This window comes from Paenibacillus sp. FSL M8-0212 (assembly GCF_038004645.1).
GTDB lineage: Bacteria > Bacillota > Bacilli > Paenibacillales > Paenibacillaceae > Paenibacillus.
The window spans coordinates 3,260,058-3,281,394 of record NZ_JBBORP010000001.1 but is presented as its reverse complement, the minus strand read 5'-3'; the positions used below and the strand labels follow the sequence as shown (position 1 = coordinate 3,281,394).

Genomic DNA, 21,337 nt, shown 5'->3' with positions numbered 1-21,337 from the left:
GCATCTTCCGATCGTCGTTATCCCCAAATTTTTTGATTCCCTTTAATAAAGGGAAAATCCGGTGATAAATACGAACACTTCGTTTCTTCAGATTGCTTCTGCACTCTCCGTTTCCGTGTAAACATAATCCTGTATACGATTTGTTGGTAAGAGGTTAAAAACCGGAAATAAAGGCGAATGCTTCGCTTCTCCAGCTTATTTCTGTCCTCTTCGTTCTAGTGTAAGAATTAGTTTAGCTTATATTTAAGGGTAGTTAAATTACAAGAGAGAACACTTCGTTCTCGTGTAAACGACATTACGCTCATATAACTTCTTTAATTAGTAAGGGCAAAGTTCTATTTTAACAGATCATAAGGGGAAAATGGGGGAATGGTAAACTAAACCGATTAATTGGTTCCTTTTACAGCCAACACTGTCTCAAGTGCCTTAGTCAAATCGCTGTACACAATGTTACCTACCACGACGGTGTCTGCCACCTGGGCAGCTTGCGTGGCTTTCTCCGGATCATCAATTCCGCCGCCGTAGATGAGGTGTGCCCGCTCCAATTGTCTATGTGTCTCACCAACAAGCTCCATATCTCCGAACGTTCCGCTGTACTCCATGTATACAATTGGAAGATTGAGCAGACGCTCCGCTGCCTGGGCATATGCCACCGCAGCTCCTGTCGTCAGATCCGTATCTGCACCAGTCAACCGCGCTACCGTGGAGTTTGCATTAAGCACAATATAACCCTCGGCAATCAGCAGATCCCATGGGATAAGATAACCGTAACGCTCTATGGCTTGCTGGTGGTGCCCAATCATCCATTTGCTGTCCGTTGCATTCAAGACCATCGGGATCAAATATCCGTCAAACCCGGGGACAACAGCCTCCAGATCGGATACTTCAAGCACACATGGCAACTCATAACGACGCACACGGGACATCAGGTCTACCGTGTTATCATAAGTAATCCCCGAAGATCCGCCAACGATAACTGCATCGGTCCCCGACATACAGACCAGATCGAGTTCTTCGTCCGTAATTTCCCGGTCTGGGTCAAGCTTAAATACATGTCTCCACTGCTTAATCATGTCTATCAACGAACATTCCTCCAGAGGTTCTTCTGCATCCTAGAAAGCTTGTAAACTAAGTCTAAGTCAGCAGACAGTGAGTGTCAATGTTCGTATAAAAAGGGGAACAGAAAAACATGAATTTTTACGGTTTCCAGGCAAAACGTGTATTCATCTCATCCAACTCCTGCTCCGTCAGCACGTCCGAGTACACCCCGTACACGCCCCATTTCTCATAGTTAGCCACCTGTTCAGTGTCATTGATGGTATGCACGTAGGTGACCGAGCCTGCACTATTCAGCTTGGCGACGAAATTCTGGTTTACTTTATATTCCGGCATAGTCACGGCATCAATATCATTTTTTTGTACAAAATCAACAACCTGATCTTCTGTATCCTGTGTGGCATATAACGTATAGATAATGGAAGGGAATGCATAGACTTCTTTCACCGTTTCAAGCATCGGTTCGTTATAGATCTGTACAACCACCCGATCCAGCACGGATGGATCATGTTCTTTGGCTGCATTCACGAGGGATCTTAACACCTGCTGAATATCCTCATCCTTCTGTTCCTTGGTGTCGGTTACGATATACATATCCGGGTACTGAGCCAGTACATCTATAATGCCATCGGCATCCATGGGTTGGTACATGCCCAAGATTGGCGTATCCATGAATTCATCATGTGTCAACGCTCCGGCCTGTTTTTCCTCGGGAAGCTCTTGGTCCTGTCCTAGCATTTTGCTCATATTAGCGGTCCATTCATGTCTGGCTACGGCTTTGCGATCCGATGTCAACATAAAATCGATCTCAAATACACGTGTGCCTTTCTCGTAATTGGCAATCATCGCTTCATAGGCGTTGGTATATGGTTGATCACGAATACTGCCCATCGCATGGGCGATTAATCTATAAGCGGTAAATCCGTCCCGTTGTTCCTCACTCTCGCTTTCATAGGCGAAAAAGAGTGTGCCCACGGTAACGATCAGTAGTATTAACACGGCGGCAATGCGTTTCATATCACATTCACATCCTCAGTACCTTTTTGATAGCTAACTACCCGAATTGATGAGGTGTAAAACAAAATAGCCGCCCTAGGCGGCTGTTAAATGGTGGGGGCAGGATTTGAATGGATTGTAAGTCCCAGTAAGAACTCTTGAGAACTCATTTTATCCTGCTTCTACATATCATCTTACTTACGGAATGCAATAAATCGTACATAGGCTCTTTGGTAGCATGAGTTCATTAAAATCCCAAATTTATTTCCTTCAATAACAATGATCTGGTCCAGATGAAACTTCACATGCTCGGCTAACTTTTGAACATTTCTGTAAGCAGAGCCATCATGCCTTTTTTTGCTCCGTTAACGAGAATTCCCGCCCACAAATAATCGAGCGAGAGTTAGTTATTGTGTTACTATGTTTATTCCTGATTTGATGAAAAGCCAATAAAATCACGCAGGCCCTCCCGCCACGAACGGAGACCAGACAAACCGTTGGTTCGAATGGATAGATGGTCCAACACTGAATTACGCGGCCTGGGCGCTGGTCTAGGAAACTGCTCTGTCGTACAAGGCTCCAATTGTGCTTGAATGGATAATCCTTTTAACTCTCGAGCTTCCTCAAAGATAGCCTGAGTGAATTCATACCATGTACAAGTCCCGCTATTGGAAGCATGGTATATTCCATACTTTTCTGTAGGCATAAGTTTTAGCAGGAATTCTCCCAAATCTACGGTATACGTAGGCGACCCTTTTTGATCATTGACAACCTGCAATTTCGGTTTTTCCTGACCTAACTTCAGCATCGTTTTGACAAAATTATTCCCATAAAGACCATAAACCCAAGAAGTACGCACAATAAACCATTTTGATGACAGTGACTGTACCATTAATTCTCCTGCTCGTTTGGATTTGCCATACACGCTTTGCGGATTCGTATTATCATATTCCTGATAAGGGTTTTCCGAGTTGCCATCAAATACATAGTCAGTACTAATATAAATTAGCTTGGCTCCAGTTCTTTCTGCCGCTACAGTAACATTGCGCGTTCCCACCGCATTCACTTTATACGCACCATCAATATCTGTCTCCGCTGCATCTACAGCCGTATATGCTGCGCAATGTATGACCACTTCAGGATGAAATGAGGAAATGACTTCAATACACTGTGCTTGATTGGTAATATCCATTTGATCCCGATCACAAGCAAGAACAAAATGTCCCCCATTCTCCAAAAGAAAAACGACATCACGTCCCAATTGTCCATTTGATCCCGTAACCAATACCCTCATTAATTATCGTCTCCCAATCGAGACCCGTATTGCTTGGCGTAGTACTGTTTATACACCCCGGACTGAATGCGAGTCCACCATTCTTTGTTATCGAGATACCATTGAATGGTCTCCTTGATCCCAGTTTCAAATGTATACTTCGGTTTCCAGCCGAGTTCAGACATTGTTTTGGTAGGATCAATGCCGTATCTACGGTCATGCCCAGGTCGGTCTTGCACATATTTGATTAAGGATTCTGGCTTACCAAGTTGCTCCAAAATGGTATTAACAATGTGTACGTTGGTTCGTTCGTTATTGCCACCGATGTTGTATACTTCACCATTAATCCCCTGATGAATTACCAGGTCGATGGCGCTGCAATGGTCTTCTACATAGAGCCAGTCTCTAATGTTTAATCCATCTCCGTATACAGGCAAAGCCTCATCTGCTAGAGCACGTGAAATCATCAGCGGGATTAGTTTTTCAGGAAACTGGTACGGACCGTAATTGTTGGAACAACGCGTAATATTGACTGGCAGACCAAATGTTTCATGATACGCTCTCACAAGTAGATCTCCACCAGCCTTGGATGCCGAATATGGGCTGTTCGGTTGCAATGGGGTTTCTTCAGTGAACAGACCAGTTGGACCAAGTGAGCCGTACACCTCATCCGTCGAAACCTGAACAAACTTGGAAATATTGTGTTTTTTAGCGGCTTCAAGCAGCGCCTGAGTACCATTCACATTCGTTCGCACGAAAACGTCTGGCTCCAGTATACTGCGATCCACATGAGATTCTGCCGCGAAGTTGACTACCACATCTACGCCTTGACCGATTAGACGATCCATATTGGCAGCCTCTGTTATATCAGCTTTGATGAAGGTATGACCCTTGTTACCTTCAAGGGACTTCAAGTTTTCCAAATTGCCCGCATAAGTGAGTGCATCCACATTGATAATTTCATAATCAGGATGCTGATTCAGCATGTACATCACAAAATTACTTCCAATAAAACCGGCCCCGCCGGTAACGAGCAGTTTCATAATTTTGAAACCTCCTGTATCCTTTACAATCCGAAATTGAAGTTAATCTCTGCGTCCTTAAGCAGTGGGTGCTTCTCGTCTTTCTCTGATAAAACCGGTTTGGAAGTAGGCCAATCTATACCCAGTACCGGATCACTCCATAATATGCCGCGATCATGCTCAGGGGAATAATATTCGTCCACTTTGTATAAGACTTGGGTATTGGGAACCAATGTGCAAAAACCATGAGCAAAACCTTTAGGCACAAGCAACTGGCAGTGATTATATTCGCTAAGGATGAAACCCTGCCACTGGCCAAACGTTGGAGAGCCAAGACGAATATCGACAATGACATCGTAAATTGCACCCGAGATGACCCGAATTAGCTTGGTTTGTGCTTTGGGATTAAGCTGGTAGTGCAAACCACGTAATACTCCCGGCTGTGCGGACAAAGATTGATTATCCTGAACAAAGTCGTAGTGAATTCCGTTCTGTTTCATGATGTGGTCGTTGTAACTTTCCATAAAGAAACCCCGATGATCCCCATGCACCAATGGTTCAATCAAACAAGCGCCTGTCAGCTTCGAAGGAGTGATCTTCAATTGTTTTACCATCCCTTCTCTTCTATAACTTTAACTTTCCAAATTCTTCACCAAAAACAACATCCTGTGCCAATTCGTTAGCCCGCGCTAATGATGCATGAGTACCCGCATCGGTCCACCAACCCTGGAGTATATCGTAAGTTAAATTTCCACTTTCAATATATGCATTGTTGACATCCGTAATTTCTAACTCTCCCCGATCGGAGGGCTTTAATGTTCGAATTATATTAAAAACCTCATTATCAAACATATATATGCCTGTGACTGCATAATTGCTTTTAGGTATTTGAGGCTTTTCTTCAATAGATACAATACGATGACCATCAATCTCAGGCACCCCGAAACGATGAGGATCAGAAACCTCTTGGATCAATATTTTAGCTCCACATCTCTGCTCCCGGAAACTAACTACATATTCTGTAATGTTGTCCTCGAACACGTTATCTCCTAATATGACAACAATCTGGTCATCACCTGCGAATTGTTCAGCCAAACCCAATGCTTGAGCGATTCCACCGGCTTCATCCTGAACTCGATATGTGAATGAGACGCCCATGTTGCTTCCGCTACCAAGTAGATTAACAACATCGCCCATATGTTCTTTTCCAGTAATGACCATGATATCGGTAAGGCCAGCTTGTTTTAATTTATATGAAGCATGAAAAATCATCGGATACTTACCCACAGGAAGCAAATGTTTATTAGTTACCTTAGTTAAAGGAAACAGGCGAGACCCTGTCCCACCCGCAAGGATAATAGCTTTCATATTTTGAGGCTCCCCTATATAGAAATTAGATTTTATTAACTGCTTAAGCAAATCTGTTATAACTAAGATTAGAACATTTAAAGGATGATTATGTCTCTTGTGATAACAAAACTATTGGGTGACCTATTCTTAATACTGTTCGCCCTCATCAAGGGTAGATCATTTTCTGATCTATTTGATTAAGGATTTGTTAGTCTGACGCCACTATCTTCTTCAGATACGCCATCAAATCATCACGAAGATCCGGGCGTTGCAATGCATAATGTATGGACGTCTCAATGAAACCTAACTTCTCGCCAACATCATGACGCAGACCATCAAAATGATATGCGAGAATCTGCCGCTGCTCATTCAATCGGGACAAGGCATCCGTGAGCTGAATTTCGCCCCCAACGCCAGCAGATTGTTGACCTAGTATCTCAAAGATATCCGGTGTAAGAATATAACGTCCCATAATAGCAAGGTTAGAAGGGGAATCTTCAGTCTTTGGTTTCTCAATTAAGCGGCGCGCGCGAAAGACACGATCATCGGTAGGAGTCAGCAATTCTCCGTCTACAATCCCGTAGCGGGATACCTCACTCCAATCAACAGGTTGTACACCAACGATCGGAGATTGCAGTTCATCGTAGACATCAATCATCTGCTTCAGGCAGGGATGGTTCGCTTCCACAATGTCGTCCCCTAACAGAACGGCAAAAGGCTCATTGCCGATAAACTTGCGGGCGCACCAGATGGCGTGACCAAGTCCCTTCGGTTCCTTTTGACGGATATAATGGATATCTGCCATCTCGGAGGGTTTGCGTACTTCGTTAAGCAAGTCCCACTTCTGTTTGTCCGCGAGATTCTGCTCCAGTTCAAAAGAATAGTCGAAGTGATCTTCAATGGCCCGCTTCCCTTTACCCGTCACAATAATGATATCTTCAATGCCTGAAGCTACGGCTTCTTCAATAATATACTGGATCGTTGGCTTGTCCACGATGGGCAGCATTTCCTTAGGCATCGCCTTGGTAGCAGGCAGAAACCGGGTACCCAGCCCTGCAGCTGGAATAATCGCTTTGCGAATACGCACACGAACCCACTCCTTTTGTTAAACAAGTTGAACTAAAGCATATTTACACTTACCACTCCGATGACAGAACAACCTTCCAATCGCTGTTATCCCCAGATTTTTTTCATTCCCTTTTTTAAAGGGGAAAATCCGAGGATAGCGTATGCTTTCCGATGCAGCTTCTTTCAGAAAGCTTTTAGGCGAACGCTTCGCTTTTTCAGGTTATTTCTGTCCTCTCCGTTATCATGTAAATGATTAGTCCATCTTGTATAGATTCATATATTTAATGATTCTTATTGCTAGGATGCTTGGACTTCATTATACCATCAACAATTCGCGGATATCCTGTTCGGATAAAGTCGTTGATCCTCCGTCTCCCGGTTCGATTACTTCGGCAATCAAGTCCTTCTTCCGCTGCTGGAGTTCCAAAATCTTCTCTTCGATCGTACCTTCGGTAACTAAACGAATGACTTGCACCACTTGTTTCTGTCCCATACGATGGGCACGGCCAATTGCCTGTTCTTCCACGGCGGGATTCCACCATAGATCATATAATATAACGGTATCTGCCCCTGTTAAGTTTAGCCCTGTCCCTCCAGCCTTCAGGGAGATTAAGAACAGTTCAGCTTCGCCCTCATTAAATCTGCGGCACATCTCAACCCGGCTCTGTGCAGGGGTCTGACCATCGAGGTAGAAAAGATTCCTTCCCTGTGCCGCAAGGGTCTGACGAATCAGGTTCAACATGCTCGCAAATTGGGAGAAGATGAGAATTCGTTTGCCTGAAGCTAAACAATCCTCGACCGTTTCCAGCAACTGCTCCATTTTCCCAGAATCGCCTTGATATCCTTCAACAAAGAGGGCCGGGTGACAACACAACTGACGTAAGCGCGTGATGCCCGCCAGAATTTTGATACGATTCTTCTGGAATCCGTTATCCTCCATGTCCTTCGATGCTTCATCCTGAAGCTGGGATAGGTATGCGGCGTACAGTTTCTTCTGTTCAACCGTAAGCTCTGACCGCTGTACCGTTTCAATTCGATCAGGCAATTCTTCCAGCACATCCTTCTTCAGGCGGCGTAGAATAAACGGACGCACCATCCGCGAGATCCGTTCCGGAGGAAGGTCGCGGAATCTTCTGTAACTTGGAAATAACCCTGGGAATACGGCTTCAAAAATGGACCACAATTCATCCAGCGAGTTCTCCACAGGTGTACCTGTGAGTGCAAAACGGCGCGGAGCCTGAATTTGTTTCACTGCCTGCGCAGTCTGGGAAGAAGCATTTTTGATTGCCTGAGCTTCATCCAAAATGAGCGTATGGAAGGTTCGGCCCAGGTAGGTATCCAAATCCCGTCGCAACAGAGGATAAGACGTCACAATCACATCTGCCTCATCCATGCCTGAAAGCATGCTGGCTCGCTCTTCTTTCTGACCGGCTGCGATCAAGACGTTCAGATGCGGGGCGAACCGTGCAAACTCATTAGCCCAGTTGTAGGTCAGCGAGGCAGGAGCCACGACAAGTACGGGAGGATGAGTAACCCTCGTTCGGATCGTCAATCCATCCTGCTGTATCGTGGACCATAAACCATCCGTATTCTCTGAAGCCATCTTATCCAATGGGAGTCCAGTTTCAGGATCGATGTCGGAAGTCGCCAACGTTTCACCACCCCATAATGATCCGCTCTCCCGATATTTATCATCGCCCGTATGGTCCATATTGTACTCGGGCTTCTCCTGAAGCACTGCTGTGATATAGGCGATGCTTTGCAACGTTTTACCAAGTCCCATATCATCCGCCAGAATGCCGCCAAAACGATAATAAGCGAGAGTACGCAACCACTGGTATCCGCTATTCTGATAATCCCGCAGGATGGGGGTCAGTGATCCCGGCAATGCAAAATCCATCCGTTCGGGATCTCTGAGATCATCGAGGAAACGTTTCAGGGAGCCTCCCCACTTCACATGACCGGAAACTTCGTCCCTGCCTGGCAATTGTAACGCCCGAACAGCTGGCAGCCGGATATGGCTGCTCTTGATGTCATCTGCCCCCAGCCCAAGTGAATCGGCCATGTGAGCGAAGCTATCTGCACCTTCATTTTCAAGCGACAGAAAGACACCGCTCTTGAGACGGAAATACGGTTTCTTTTCCACAATGCGACGCATGAGTTCCTGAAGTTCCTGCTCGTCCACACCTTCCATCTCGAATGAAATCTCCAGCCAGTCCAATCCTCTTCCCAAATCTGCTCGTACTTTCGGCGGTGTTGGATAGGATTGCACCATCGCCTTCACGGCGTTTGGCATATAGATAGCTACCTGTTTCTCAAGTTCAGGCAACAGATGATACATGACATCATAGATGGCATCTTCCCGTTCGCTCGCCCAAACACTACCATCCCTTTCGAGAAAGGATCGATCAAGCCGTTCAATCAGATTCCGCTCTTTGTATCGGTCACGCACCAAAATAACCTTTTTCTCTTCTTCATCTATTAAATACTCTGCAAGCGGATTAATAACCATGACCTCATAGTCGAATTCCAGACGCGCTGTAATACGTTCACGATAGAAGTCGATGTACAGCTTCGGTGAAAGTTCCGGTTCCGCGATCTGTTCACGCACCTGCGAATCAATGGACAGATGTCCAAGCGTACGCAGTTCTGGCACGACATGCTGTACAAACTCATCCACCTGCTGGGTCGAAATATCAATGCTTTCCTTGATTCCATATGACGTGAGCGCCCCACTCAAGTCCTCCAGACTTCGCATCTGCATCGGCTCCAACATATGCAACTGCCCTTCCACCACAGCGGCATCATAAGCAGGAAGAAGAATCAGCTCACGCAGACCCGAAATTTCAAGCTGATACCCTTCATTCGCTCCCTGGGCAATCCGGTAAAACAAAGGCAATACTCCCTCACCGAGCGTGAGTGGTCCATTGGCAAATCCTGTACCCTCCATCCGACTATCAGCCTGCAGCAGCAATTCCAGCAGTGGCTTCCATACGAGTGGAGCAATCAATATATCCCGTCCATCTGACGCCCCCAAATAACCGGAAATGGATTCGCGGTATGCCTCTTCACTCTGCCTCATTCGAATGAGCATCGAGAGAATCGCCTGATCCTGCGGAGTGAACACATGCATTAATGGATCATAGTGGAACAGTTTGGTAAATGACATGGGCTCGCCTTTTTCGATGCAGTTCAGGAATTGTTTCACTTTCTGCACCACATACAGACGTTTGTTACCCACTTTCAATTCAAGAGCAAGTTTCCCGCCACCCTTGTGAACCTGTATCAGCTTGCATATAAACTGAACCTGCAATTCTTCCCGCAGGGAGGAACGGCTGACAGGAGCAGTGTACTTACGATCAGTTCCATGCAGCGGTCTCCGATCCTTGGCAAACATGGACAGAATCTGATCCGCCGTACGGTAAGAAGGTTTATCTGCCGATCGGCCCCACCCCGAAGCTGAGCTTGGCCGACCTGCTTGGGCAAAATGAACCGGAGGACGCTCTGGAGCATCATTCAGTTGCTCTCGTTGTGAAGCGGACTGGGGGCGCTCCCACACGCTCTCTTCGACTAGCGTCCCAACCTTGGACTTGGAACCAAAGTTAGAACTGGTATTGGCTCCTTGGCCTGTAGCAGGTTGAGGAGGCTTCCCAGAGGCAATCGTGGCATTACGCTCCTGCTGCTCACCCCATTCGTGAATAGCCAACAGGACAGCAGCGACATGTTTGCAATAGTCATAATGTCTGCCGTCACCCGGACAACTGCAGCCTGCCACAACCTCACCTGATCCATCTATATCCACCGTCACCTGATAGCGCTCCGATCCACGTACCTGTGCTTCATAATGAAGCTGATCCTTACTGACCACCAGATTGGTCACCCTGCCAGATTGGTTATAATCTTCTCCGCGCTTGAATGCCGTGACCCCGCACAGCAATTTGATATCCATAATTGTGAATGGCGCCACGCTTCTTCGCCTCCTGTGTCATGATGTAAAAAAACCCCAAGAGCTCCTTAAAGCAGAGATTGGGGTTGCTTCATGCGTGATTGTAAATGTGGATGTAAAATACAATTTGTTTATTTCACCAATTGACCACGTGTAACGCCCAGTTGGTTCGTTGCTTTGAGTGTTTTCCAGACTTGTGTACCACTGATCTCGCCGCGCAGTGCACGGTTGTACAGATCAATTACTTCGCGTACCTGCTCTGGTGTCTCTTCCAGAAACTCCACACGGTAACGGGATACACCCAGATCCATAAAGTTGGTCAGGTACTCGGCACCTGACTGCTCCACTGCGTTGTATACCGTATTACGGCAGCCTTCATCCACACGTACCGGGTGGGACATACCGATCCGGTCTTGTAGTGATGCACGCTGTTCCTCACAAGGACGTCCACAGTTCGTGAAGTCCGTTCCTTCACTCATGAACGTACAATACACACAGTGCTCGGTGTGGAACATCGGCAGATGCTGATGGATAACCACTTCAGTCTGACTTGTACGGGAGTGGCCCAGCAGATCAACCATTTGTTGAATGTTCAGGTCATAGGATGGGGTAATCCAGTCACATCCGGCTTCCAGGAACAATTCTACTGCTTTGTGATTGGCGATGTTCAATGAGAAGTCGCCGATCAGTTCCGGGTGCTTCGCATCCGGGTTTTCCATCCGGTGGCGCAGGTAGAAGTACAGTGCGCCTGTATTACGAACCAATACCGCATCCGGCTTCAGACGCAGGATGTTGTTATGATATCCGTTCTCCCCAGGCATGTGAATACGCGGTGTTGCCAGCGCGATCTTGCGACCAGCGGCATGTACAGCTTCCACGGCTGCCGGGAACTGCTTGATAAACTCGAAGTCAGCATAGATCATGCCGATCCCCGCTTCAATCGCTGCCTCCACTTGTGGCAGGCTGCGACAGAGCGCGGTCAGCTCTGCTTGACCGCGAGCGACTGGCGATGCCGGTTTAACCGAATCGCCGTATACATCTACCGCCCGTTTCACGTAGACGGGTGGTTTAGGACGTTCGCCCGCGAGTTGTTCTACTGCCTGACGGCGAATGTTATTCAACTCGCGCATCGGGATGATGACGTCACCGTGCAGATTGACGTCCATTCCTTCCAACTGGAACACTGTGCCTCCCAGACGTCCGAACTGCTCTTCGAGCAATTCATGTGTCATTGGACGCTTCTGGGCGATGTCCAGTTCCATCTCGGAATCAATACGGACGGTCGTGCCTTTCTGCACGTCTGTCCACCACGTACTGAGCGGTTGCCCCGGGCTGCCGATAACTTTTACTTTTACCGGGAATACGCGGTAAGGCTTCTCGGTCTCGAAGCTTTGACGCAGACGTTTGTCGAGCGCCGGGTCATTCGTTTTCCAGACTTTGTCGCCAACTTTCACGCGGCGCAGATCTACGTCACTGCGGCCTGGCACAACGTCAACGATCCAGCCCTCTTCGGCTTCGCCTTCGAGTTTTACGCCTTTGCGACGTACATCGTATACCCGTCCGCCTTCTTCCTTCTGAGTCGGGTCTCCAGCGTCAAATACAATCCCGTCTCCACGTTTCACGGGTGCATCCAGCTTCAGGACCACACCATCGCGTAACACTTGATCTACACGACCAAGGTAGACACCACGGCTTTTCGGGAACGTTCCATCCACCAGTTCTTTGTTGTTTGTACCGCTGAGGAAACCATGTGTGAATCCACGGGAGAAGCTTTGCTGCAATTCGCGAACTTCTTCCTTGCTTGGCGGTGTGTTATCTCCATCAAAATAACGGTCAATTGCTTTGCGGTATTTGCTTACTACGTTTGCTACGTATTCCGGCGTTTTGAGACGTCCTTCAATTTTGAAAGAAGTTACTCCTGCTTCGATCAGTTCCGGCATCAGGTCAATCGCTGCCAGATCTTTCGGAGACAACAGATATGCTACATCACCCATCGGTTTGTGCACCCCATCCACCATCAGATCGTATGGAAGACGACAAGCTTGTGCGCACTCTCCGCGGTTCGCTGAACGTCCTCCCCACATTTCGGAAGTAAGACATTGCCCTGAGTAGGATACACACAGCGCACCATGAACAAATACTTCCATTGGAAGCTTCGCCTGTTCCCCGATCTTCTGGATCTGCTTCAGGTTGTTCTCCCGTCCCAGAACGACACGTTCCATATCAAACGGCTTCGTAAACTCGACCGCTTCCGGGGACGTAATTGTCATCTGTGTTGAACCGTGAATCGGGAAATCCGGCGAGATCTCGCGGATCATCTTCACCAAACCCAAATCCTGAACAATTACAGCGTCCACACCTGCATCGACACATGCATCAATCAATTCTTTGGCATCCGTCAATTCATTTTCAAAAATCAATATATTAAAGGTCAAAAAACCTTTTACGCCATAGCTGTGCAAAAACGCCATAATCTCCGGCAGCTCGTCCATGCGGAAGTTGTTCGCCCGTGCTCGTGCATTAAACTTTTCGACTCCGAAGAAAATTGCATCTGCGCCATTGGCTACCGCCGAACGCATACAATCCCAGTCACCAGCGGGTGCCAGAAGTTCAACGTCTTCTCTTCGTATTGTTGCTGTTTTCATGTAGATCCTCCCCATAACCGGCTATCCGCCGGATTTCGTCCCTATATCCTTAAACGCCTGAACATACTAAGCCTAAGATTGCACCTTATCGGGTACACCTGCATTGTCACGGTATTACAATATCTATCTATTATGTCTGTATTGCCTGAACGCCAAGCTTACAGTCATTCCTATTCATCAGATCAGCAGTCATAACTCCTGAACTAGTATAGTGTACCACTTCTGCACCGACTCTTCTACGTTTTCCTGAAAAAACCGTTTACCATTTTCATTTCCAGCACAACGAAAAAACCGAAAGGTCTTTTGACCCTCCGGCTCCACTACAATTATTTAATAAAAGTAAATGAGTTCACTGCTTTTTCCAAGGCTGCCGCCTGAACTTCTGTCTTGTTGGCATCATTCAGCCCACTTGTGATCGTATAGGTTGTTCCATCCTTTTCAAACACGATCTGCCGACCCGCATATGGCACGCCTTTGTCCAGCTCATGATACGTAAAGGAAAATGCAGGCACACCCGCAAACGTCAGCTCCTCACTGCGCAGCAGCTGGAAGTTTTTCCGCGTTTTGGTGGCTTCGGCATAAGCTTCTCTCAGTTGGCTGACCGTCATCTCGATTGACTTGTCTTCACTCGCCGCAATGGAGAATTCTCCGCCCGTAAAGGTGTACACCACAGGTGAATATTCGAATCGATCACTGTAAGGTGTCCAGTAACGCGGAATATCTACACTGTATTTATAACGTTTGGACGTACGTGTAAGTGTCTTCGTTTTGTCTGTCAAATAAGGATCTTCATCCAGCTGACCGAAATTATCGGCAACCGTATCAAAATCAATCTCCACACTCTTCATAATCCGTTCAAACCATGCCCGATCTGCACTTTGCTCCTCAGGGAACGTATACTCTGCATAATATCGATACCCATTCTTCTGCAAAAGAACATCAAACTCGGTCTGCCAGCCCCCGCCAAAGTTATAACGGAATTCATTCACCTCGGCAGTCTCTCCCGAGATATCCATCGTATATGAACCAATCGGCTCGTAACTCTCTGGTGTAAATGTCTCGCGCATCCACTTATCCAGTTGGCCGCTCCAGTCTTTTACCGTTGTACCTGCCTTCGCCGAAGTGACACGCCATTGCAGATACGCACCATCCTTGGATTCATAGATCATCTGATTGTTATCCATCGACCAGCCGGCAGGAATCTTCAACTCAATACCATAATCATCGTTCCAAGCGGAGCGCATGCCATTATCTACGGTGGATAGATCCTTGATCGTTCGATCCGATTCCGCATAGGTTGGCTGGAATGAATTGAGTAGCGCTGCACGTTTGCCCAGATCTTTATAATTCAAGGCTTCGTAATCCGCGAGATACACATCATATTGACGACCTTCGCTCAGATACTGACGCATCTCCCATAACATGCCGTCTACATCCTTCACGATAATCCGTGCATAAGGCGTTTTGCCTTTCGACACCGCTTCACGATCCAGCACCGTATCTCCCGATTGTTTGGCTTCCTGGACGAGTTGCTGCAACAAATCATCCGCATCCAGAGCCACATCCTGATCGCTGACATACACTTCAAGATAATAACTGTTGTCCGCAGCGCCGAAAGTTATCATGCGCTCCTGCTCACCGGTCTGGAAAACCATAAGGTCTGCCGGGTAGTTAATGGACCAACCGTAAAAACTGTTGCCAATTCTGGTTTTGCCTTCATCCGGATGAATACCATCCTCATCATCCACCGAATCATCGGTTTGCAACAGACGAATGACCATTTCTCCGGAACTGGTTGGAGCTAGCGTCGCTCCGATACCGGCAGCAACCGCACGAAGTGGAACCATAAGTACGCCATTCACCATCTTGGGGGCGGCACCCATTTCATGTTTTACACCATCCACCCAAGCAATCGAACTGCCAATCGTTAGGGTAACCGTGTGTGAACCTTCCTTGATTTTGACAACATCATTTTTCTCCAGCCGGATTTCACTGCCAAATGCTTTCTTGAATACACCGACAGGTACCATCGTTACACCCTTGAACTTGTAAGGTTTGGCTATGGCCTGCTTATCGCCGTTAATGTAGGCGCTCGTGCTACCCGCTTTGACACGTAGTTCACTTGTCGTCAAATCAGATGCCCATACAGGCAATGCCGCGCCAATGGTCAGCATCCCGGTTAATACACCTGTGCTTAGCACACGTATCCATGACTTTTTCATTCCGTTCTTTCGTCCTCTCTACATCCGGGCTGATCGCCGGGCTTTATTGTTCTTCATCTGCAAGGAACGCTTCATCTTCCTCGTCTACGATGTCTGCGCGATCAGCAAGCACCAACGTGCGGGTGACGATATCGCCATCCGTTTGCATCAACAGTTTTACCTTTTGTCCAGGCAGATACTTTTTGAGCAACTCATTGATATCCACCACTGAAGAGACACGTGTGCCCGCGACACTGTAAAGGACATCACCCTCTTTGATTTTGGCTTTCTTGGCTTCAGGAGACAGTACGCCCGTAATCGTTAAGGGATCATCTGTAGGCAGGCCCACAATCGCAGACCAGCTTTCTTCCAACTGTAGTCCCAGACTTGCACGTTTTATTTTGCCATATTTAAAAAACTGATCGATGATATATTGAACGGTATCCACTGGAATCGAAAACCCCAAACTTTCTACGCCGACCGCAGAAAATTTCATGGAATTGATACCAACCACTTCACCCTTCAGGTTGACCAGCGGTCCTCCGCTATTTCCTGGGTTAATCGCCGTGTCGGTCTGAATCAACCGGTAGGTCGCCTCAACACCACGATTCAAGCCGCTAATTACCCCTACGGTTGCCGAGTTGCGCAAAGAAAAGGAAATCGGCGTACCCAAGGCGATCACCGTTTCTCCAACAGTAGTTTGTGAAGCTTTGGCGAAGCTCGCCGGTTTGAGTGATTTGGCATTGATTTTGATTAGCGCCAGATCACTTAGTGCATCACTGTATGTTTTCGTAATTTTGTATGTATTGCCATCCGTCGTTACGACCACAGGGTTTATTAATCCATCTACCACGTGAGCATTTGTTACAATCCATCCATTGGACCGGATAATGACACCTGTACCATGTGCAAGATTATAGCGGTCGTCTGATGTTGCACCGTCCTGCACTTCGGTAGATTTCCCAATAATGCCTACGACCGAAGGAGATACCTTTTCGATCACTTTGGGAATGGCTTCACTTCCCTTATACGTGTACGTTCCTGATTTGGCATCATATTGTCCACTTCCACCAACTGCCTTGAGCAGATCCTTGGTGTTCACATAGACTTGACCGTCTACCACCTTCGCTTGCATTGCCGCTTTGGATTCAGCTGCACCGGCCGTTGCCGCCACACTAATCGAGAGTACAGCAGCCATCAGTATGGCTATCCCCTTTTTACCCAACACGCTCATATTCTCACCTGACCCTCTCTATACATCCTTCTTGCGCGACTCGACATCGGATTCATTGCTGAATCTATTCTCTCTTTCTCTCATCTGCAATTCCGGTATCCCTCAATGTATCATACAGAATCTGGATATACAATTGTTTTAAGTCCTATTTTAGTAGAGAAGATAGAATCCTGTTCAATCGTTTCAGTATAAATGAAAAAAACACCCTCCATGTCTCTCTGGAAAGTGTTCGTCTGTACCTCTTTTGGCTTAAATTACATTTAACGGTATTCCTACTGAGCAAACCAACCCGTTATCATCGCATAGTCTGTCATCAGAAATACCAGTAGGCTGACTACTGCAAATCCGATCGCAAACAGATTTTTCTTCGGTGCCCGTAGAAGGCGAACAACTCCGATGAAAATCAGGATCGTAAATAAGATGACAAAAATATCAAATGCATTAAAATTCGATGTACTCGCCGTGGCAGCTTCTGCAAACAGCATGGATAGACAGACCTCCTTACCATAGTTGAACAGCTAACGCATACCCTAATATCTTCCTCTATGTTATCTGTACCCTGCTTGTAATGCAAGCCCTATCATCCATAAAAATGAAAAAAAGCCAATTTGGCCGAATATTCCTGTAATGCTCGTCATCATGCATATGTAAACAATTTCACGAAATAACTATAGTCCGAAGAAAAACGGTGCATAATTCAAAATTAAAAAGCCCTTCTTCTCGGAAGCAAAGCACATCAGATCGTAATCCAACTTCTTTACCTTTTCGAAAAGAAGGGCCAATACTGCCACTTCATATTGATACAACTACGGGTTAGAGGACCTTAGTCTACTAATTGTAGTGCCTTGCTCCGCTCGGTATCCCGCTCCAGAACCGGCTTCAAGTACTTGCCAGTATAGGAAGCTTCCACTTTAATGATATCCTCAGGTGTTCCAGTTGCAACAATGGTTCCTCCACCGCTACCACCTTCCGGCCCCAGATCAACAACATAGTCTGCCGTTTTGATCACATCCAGGTTATGCTCAATCACCAACACCGATTCCCCAGAATCAACCAGGCGGTGTAATACGTTCAGCAAACGGTCGATATCATCGACATGCAAACCGGTAGTCGGCTCATCGAGGATGTAGATGGTTTTCCCGGTACTGCGGCGATACAGCTCGGAAGCAAGCTTCACCCGCTGGGCTTCACCACCAGACAATGTGGTTGCAGGTTGTCCCAGATTTATATAACCCAGACCCACATCCATCAGTGTCTGCATTTTGCGATGGATCTTCGGAATGTTCTCGAAGAATTGGGTTGCATCTTCAACCGTCATTTCCAGCACATCGGAGATATTTCTGTTTTTATATTTCACTTCAAGCGTTTCCCGGTTGTATCGTTTGCCTTTGCAGACTTCACAAGGAACATAGACATCCGGCAAGAAGTGCATCTCGATTTTGATAATACCGTCTCCACGGCAGGCTTCACAACGTCCACCTTTGATATTAAAACTGAACCGGCCTTTCTTGTATCCACGTACCTTGGCTTCGTTCGTCTGAGCAAACAGATCCCGGATATCATCAAAGACACCGGTATACGTAGCCGGGTTGGAACGTGGTGTCCGCCCGATTGGCGACTGGTCAATATCGATAACTTTATCGATATGTTCCAGACCACGAATTTCTTTATGTTGCCCCGGACGTACCCGAGCACGATTCAGATCACGAGCCAGCGTTTTGTAGAGGATCTCATTAATCAATGTGGATTTACCTGATCCGGACACGCCCGTTACCGCAGTAAATACGCCCACTGGAATCTTCACGTTCAGATTCTTGAGGTTATTTTCTTTGGCTCCACGTACTTCCAACCAACGGTCTCCTACACTTCTACGTTCTGTACGAATCGGAATGAATTTGCGTCCACTCAGATATTGACCGGTTAAGGAGTTCTCATCATTCATGATCTCCTCCGGTGTACCCTGTGACATGATGGTACCCCCGTGGATACCTGCACCTGGGCCAATATCAATAATATAGTCGGCAGCCATCATCGTATCCTCATCATGTTCAACCACGATCAACGTGTTACCAATGTCGCGCATATGCGCAAGCGTTGAGATCAGACGGTCATTATCCCGTTGATGCAGACCGATACTTGGCTCATCCAGAATATACAGTACACCCATCAGGCTGGAACCGATCTGTGTAGCCAGTCTGATCCGCTGAGCTTCCCCACCGGACAATGTTCCGGCAGCACGACTCAGTGTAAGGTAATCTAGACCAACATTCACCAGGAAGCCGAGACGGCCGTTGATTTCTTTCAAAATCAGTTTAGCAATCGTCTGCTCCTTCTCCGTCAATTCCAATGTATCAAAGAATCGGCCAGCTTCACCAATGGACAAACTAGTCACATAAGCCATGTTGTGATCATTAATCGTAACCGCAAGACTCTCGCGTTTCAGACGTTGACCTTTACACGTACCACAAGGCTTCGCACTCATGTAACCCTCAATAAATTCACGGATACCTTCAGATGCTGTATCACGGTAACGACGCTCCAGGTTATTCACGATACCTTCAAAGGTAACCAGCGCTTCCTTCCGTTGTCCAAAATCATTCTCATATCGGAAACGGATTTTCTCCGTACCTGTACCTTGCAATAACTTGTTCATCTGCTCAGCGGGCAGATCTTCGACAGGTACATTTTGCGGAATGTTGAAGTGCTCACATACTGACTTCAAGAACTGCGGATAATAGGTGGATGTGCCACCTGTCCAGGCATCAAAAGCTCCCTCTTCGATCGTCTTGCTGCGATCCGGTACGAGCAGATCAGGGTCAACGATCATTTTGACACCTAACCCATCACAATCCGGGCAAGCCCCGAAAGGACTGTTAAATGAGAACATCCGTGGTGCAAGCTCTTCAATACTGAATCCACACACCGGGCAGGCAAAGTTGGAACTGAAGCGCAGCTCTTCTTCGCCCATAATGTCCACGAGTAATTGCCCACCAGACAGATTAAGTGCTGTTTCAATAGAGTCGGCCAACCGTGCCTGTACATCATCTTTCACAACAATCCGGTCAACAACGACTTCAATGGTATGCTTTTTGTTTTTCTCCAATTGAATATCTTCTGACAGGTCACGCAGTTCGCCGTTCACCCGTACACGGACAAAACCCTGTTTGGATACATCGGCAAATACACTTTTGTGCTCGCCCTTACGACCTGAGATAATCGGTGCTAAAATCTGCAACCGGGTACGCTCCGGGTATTGCATAATACGGTCAACCATTTGTTCTACCGTTTGGGAGCTGATCTCCACGCCATGGTCGGGACAGTGTGGATGGCCCACACGTGCAAATAACAGACGCAGGTAATCATAAATTTCGGTGACGGTTCCCACTGTCGAACGCGGGTTACGGCTTGTTGTTTTTTGATCTATTGAAATGGCAGGAGATAATCCTTCGATGGAATCAACGTCCGGTTTCTCCATCTGTCCCAGAAACTGCCGTGCGTAAGCTGACAATGATTCTACATAACGTCGCTGTCCTTCAGCGTAGATGGTGTCAAAAGCCAGCGAGGACTTGCCTGAGCCACTCAGACCGGTCAATACAACAAAGCGGTCACGCGGGATGGTAATGTCGATATTTTTCAGGTTATGCGCTCGTGCGCCTTTAATGACAATGTTATCGCTCGCCAATAGTATTCATCCTCTCAAATTTACTAATCCAAACCTTTTAAAAGGCTTTTCGATCCCTCCCAAACCCTCCCTTCCAAGGGAGGGCCCCAGAGGGCGCAGCCCTCTGGACACCCGAAACAAGCGGTGCAACGGTGAGGGGTCGGGTCTTGCTATGTGAAGGGTTGTCGTGTGCCCGCGGCTCCACATAAGGTTCCGGCTCATTGCCGGAGCCTTATGTGGCCGCTCTACTGCGAGGGGACGCTCTCGGCTTCGCCACGTTCGCGGCAGGTCGCCATTGCCTTCGGCTCGGCTCCAAGGTCAACACCGGAGACGTTCTCGGCTTCGCCTTGGTCGCGGCTAGGTCGCCATTGCCTTCGGCTCGGCTCCGAGGTCAACACCGGGGACGCTCTCGGCTTCGCCACGTTCGCGGCAGGTCGCCATTGCCTTCGGCTCGGCTCCAAGGTCAAGAGCGGGACGCTCTCGGCTTCGCCTTGGTCGCGACAGGGTCGCCATTGCCTTCGGCTCGGCTCCGAGGTCAACACCGGGGACGCTCTCGGCTTCGCCTTGGTCGCGACAGGGTCGCCATTGCCTTTGGCTCGGCTCCAAGGTCAAGAGCGGGACGCTCTCGGCTTTGCCTTGATCGCGGCAGGTCGCCATTGCCTTTGGCTCGGCTCCAAGGTCAAGAGCGGGACGCTCTCGGCTTTGCCTTGATCGCGGCAGGTCGCCACTGCCTTTGGCTCGGCTCCAAGGTCAAGAGCGGGACGCTCTCGGCTTCGCATTGATCGCGGCAGGGTCGCCATTGCCTTTGGCTCGGCTCCGAGGTCAACACTGGGGCGCTCTCGACTCCCAATTGCTTTCCTATAAACCTTTTAACCAATTTCAACA

General features: G+C 47.6%; 13 protein-coding genes. All 13 read right to left on the bottom strand.

Going from position 1 to position 21,337, the window contains the following annotated elements; genetic code table 11:
- Positions 1 to 386: 386 nt before the first annotated feature.
- Positions 387 to 1,082 (bottom strand): heptaprenylglyceryl phosphate synthase, encoded by a 696-nt coding sequence (locus MKX68_RS14455; RefSeq protein ID WP_340912532.1) that lies wholly within the window; start codon positions 1,080 to 1,082, stop codon positions 387 to 389.
- Between the two features lie 115 nt (positions 1,083 to 1,197).
- A complete protein-coding gene (locus MKX68_RS14450) occupies positions 1,198 to 2,073 on the bottom strand; it encodes a phosphatidylinositol-specific phospholipase C/glycerophosphodiester phosphodiesterase family protein (RefSeq protein WP_340912530.1) in 876 nt (291 codons plus the stop codon).
- A gap of 403 nt (positions 2,074 to 2,476) precedes the next feature.
- Positions 2,477 to 3,346 (bottom strand): dTDP-4-dehydrorhamnose reductase, encoded by an 870-nt coding sequence (gene rfbD, locus MKX68_RS14445; protein ID WP_340912529.1) that lies wholly within the window; start codon positions 3,344 to 3,346, stop codon positions 2,477 to 2,479.
- Complete coding sequence (gene rfbB, locus MKX68_RS14440) at positions 3,346 to 4,368, bottom strand: dTDP-glucose 4,6-dehydratase (RefSeq protein WP_340912526.1); 1,023 nt, start codon at positions 4,366 to 4,368, stop codon at positions 3,346 to 3,348. Before rfbB ends, rfbD begins: the two co-directional genes overlap by 1 nt.
- Before the next feature lie 23 nt (positions 4,369 to 4,391).
- Complete coding sequence (gene rfbC / locus MKX68_RS14435) at positions 4,392 to 4,961, bottom strand: dTDP-4-dehydrorhamnose 3,5-epimerase (RefSeq protein ID WP_340912524.1); 570 nt, start codon at positions 4,959 to 4,961, stop codon at positions 4,392 to 4,394.
- 10 nt (positions 4,962 to 4,971) lie between these two features.
- Positions 4,972 to 5,715, bottom strand: coding sequence for a sugar phosphate nucleotidyltransferase (locus tag MKX68_RS14430; RefSeq protein WP_340912522.1), 744 nt, complete (start codon positions 5,713 to 5,715; stop codon positions 4,972 to 4,974).
- A 190-nt stretch (positions 5,716 to 5,905) separates the two neighbouring features.
- Positions 5,906 to 6,784 (bottom strand): UTP--glucose-1-phosphate uridylyltransferase GalU, encoded by an 879-nt coding sequence (galU, locus tag MKX68_RS14425; protein WP_340912520.1) that lies wholly within the window; start codon positions 6,782 to 6,784, stop codon positions 5,906 to 5,908.
- A 297-nt stretch (positions 6,785 to 7,081) separates the two neighbouring features.
- Positions 7,082 to 10,732: a DEAD/DEAH box helicase gene (locus MKX68_RS14420; protein ID WP_340912517.1), complete on the bottom strand. Its 3,651-nt coding sequence runs from the start codon at positions 10,730 to 10,732 to the stop codon at positions 7,082 to 7,084.
- 110 nt (positions 10,733 to 10,842) lie between these two features.
- Entirely contained in the window at positions 10,843 to 13,356 is a 2,514-nt protein-coding gene (locus tag MKX68_RS14415; protein ID WP_017692029.1) for a U32 family peptidase, read from the bottom strand.
- 326 nt (positions 13,357 to 13,682) lie between these two features.
- Positions 13,683 to 15,578 carry a stalk domain-containing protein gene (locus MKX68_RS14410; protein ID WP_340912514.1) on the bottom strand — a complete coding sequence of 632 codons (1,896 nt, stop codon included), beginning with the start codon at positions 15,576 to 15,578 and terminating at the stop codon, positions 13,683 to 13,685.
- Between the two features lie 43 nt (positions 15,579 to 15,621).
- Positions 15,622 to 16,791 carry a S1C family serine protease gene (locus tag MKX68_RS14405; RefSeq protein ID WP_340912511.1) on the bottom strand — a complete coding sequence of 390 codons (1,170 nt, stop codon included), beginning with the start codon at positions 16,789 to 16,791 and terminating at the stop codon, positions 15,622 to 15,624.
- Positions 16,792 to 17,063: 272 nt separating this feature from the next.
- Entirely contained in the window at positions 17,064 to 17,276 is a 213-nt protein-coding gene (locus MKX68_RS14400; protein ID WP_017692026.1) for a hypothetical protein, read from the bottom strand.
- Positions 17,277 to 17,614: 338 nt separating this feature from the next.
- The gene (gene uvrA / locus MKX68_RS14395) at positions 17,615 to 20,473 is read right to left on the bottom strand and encodes an excinuclease ABC subunit UvrA (protein ID WP_340912507.1); all 2,859 of its coding nucleotides are present in this window, start codon (positions 20,471 to 20,473) and stop codon (positions 17,615 to 17,617) included.
- Positions 20,474 to 21,337: the final 864 nt, after the last annotated feature.

Bases quoted from the DNA above. Each gene is read 5' to 3' on its own strand.
- MKX68_RS14450 (WP_340912530.1), bottom strand. From the start codon at position 2,073: ATGAAACGCATTGCCGCCGTGTTAATACTACTGATCGTTACCGTGGGC.
- rfbD (WP_340912529.1), bottom strand. From the start codon at position 3,346: ATGAGGGTATTGGTTACGGGATCAAATGGACAATTGGGACGTGATGTC.
- rfbB (WP_340912526.1), bottom strand. From the start codon at position 4,368: ATGAAACTGCTCGTTACCGGCGGGGCCGGTTTTATTGGAAGTAATTTT.
- rfbC (WP_340912524.1), bottom strand. From the start codon at position 4,961: ATGGTAAAACAATTGAAGATCACTCCTTCGAAGCTGACAGGCGCTTGT.
- MKX68_RS14430 (WP_340912522.1), bottom strand. From the start codon at position 5,715: ATGAAAGCTATTATCCTTGCGGGTGGGACAGGGTCTCGCCTGTTTCCT.
- MKX68_RS14415 (WP_017692029.1), bottom strand. From the start codon at position 13,356: ATGAAAACAGCAACAATACGAAGAGAAGACGTTGAACTTCTGGCACCC.
- MKX68_RS14410 (WP_340912514.1), bottom strand. From the start codon at position 15,578: ATGAAAAAGTCATGGATACGTGTGCTAAGCACAGGTGTATTAACCGGG.
- MKX68_RS14405 (WP_340912511.1), bottom strand. From the start codon at position 16,791: ATGAGCGTGTTGGGTAAAAAGGGGATAGCCATACTGATGGCTGCTGTA.
- MKX68_RS14400 (WP_017692026.1), bottom strand. From the start codon at position 17,276: ATGCTGTTTGCAGAAGCTGCCACGGCGAGTACATCGAATTTTAATGCA.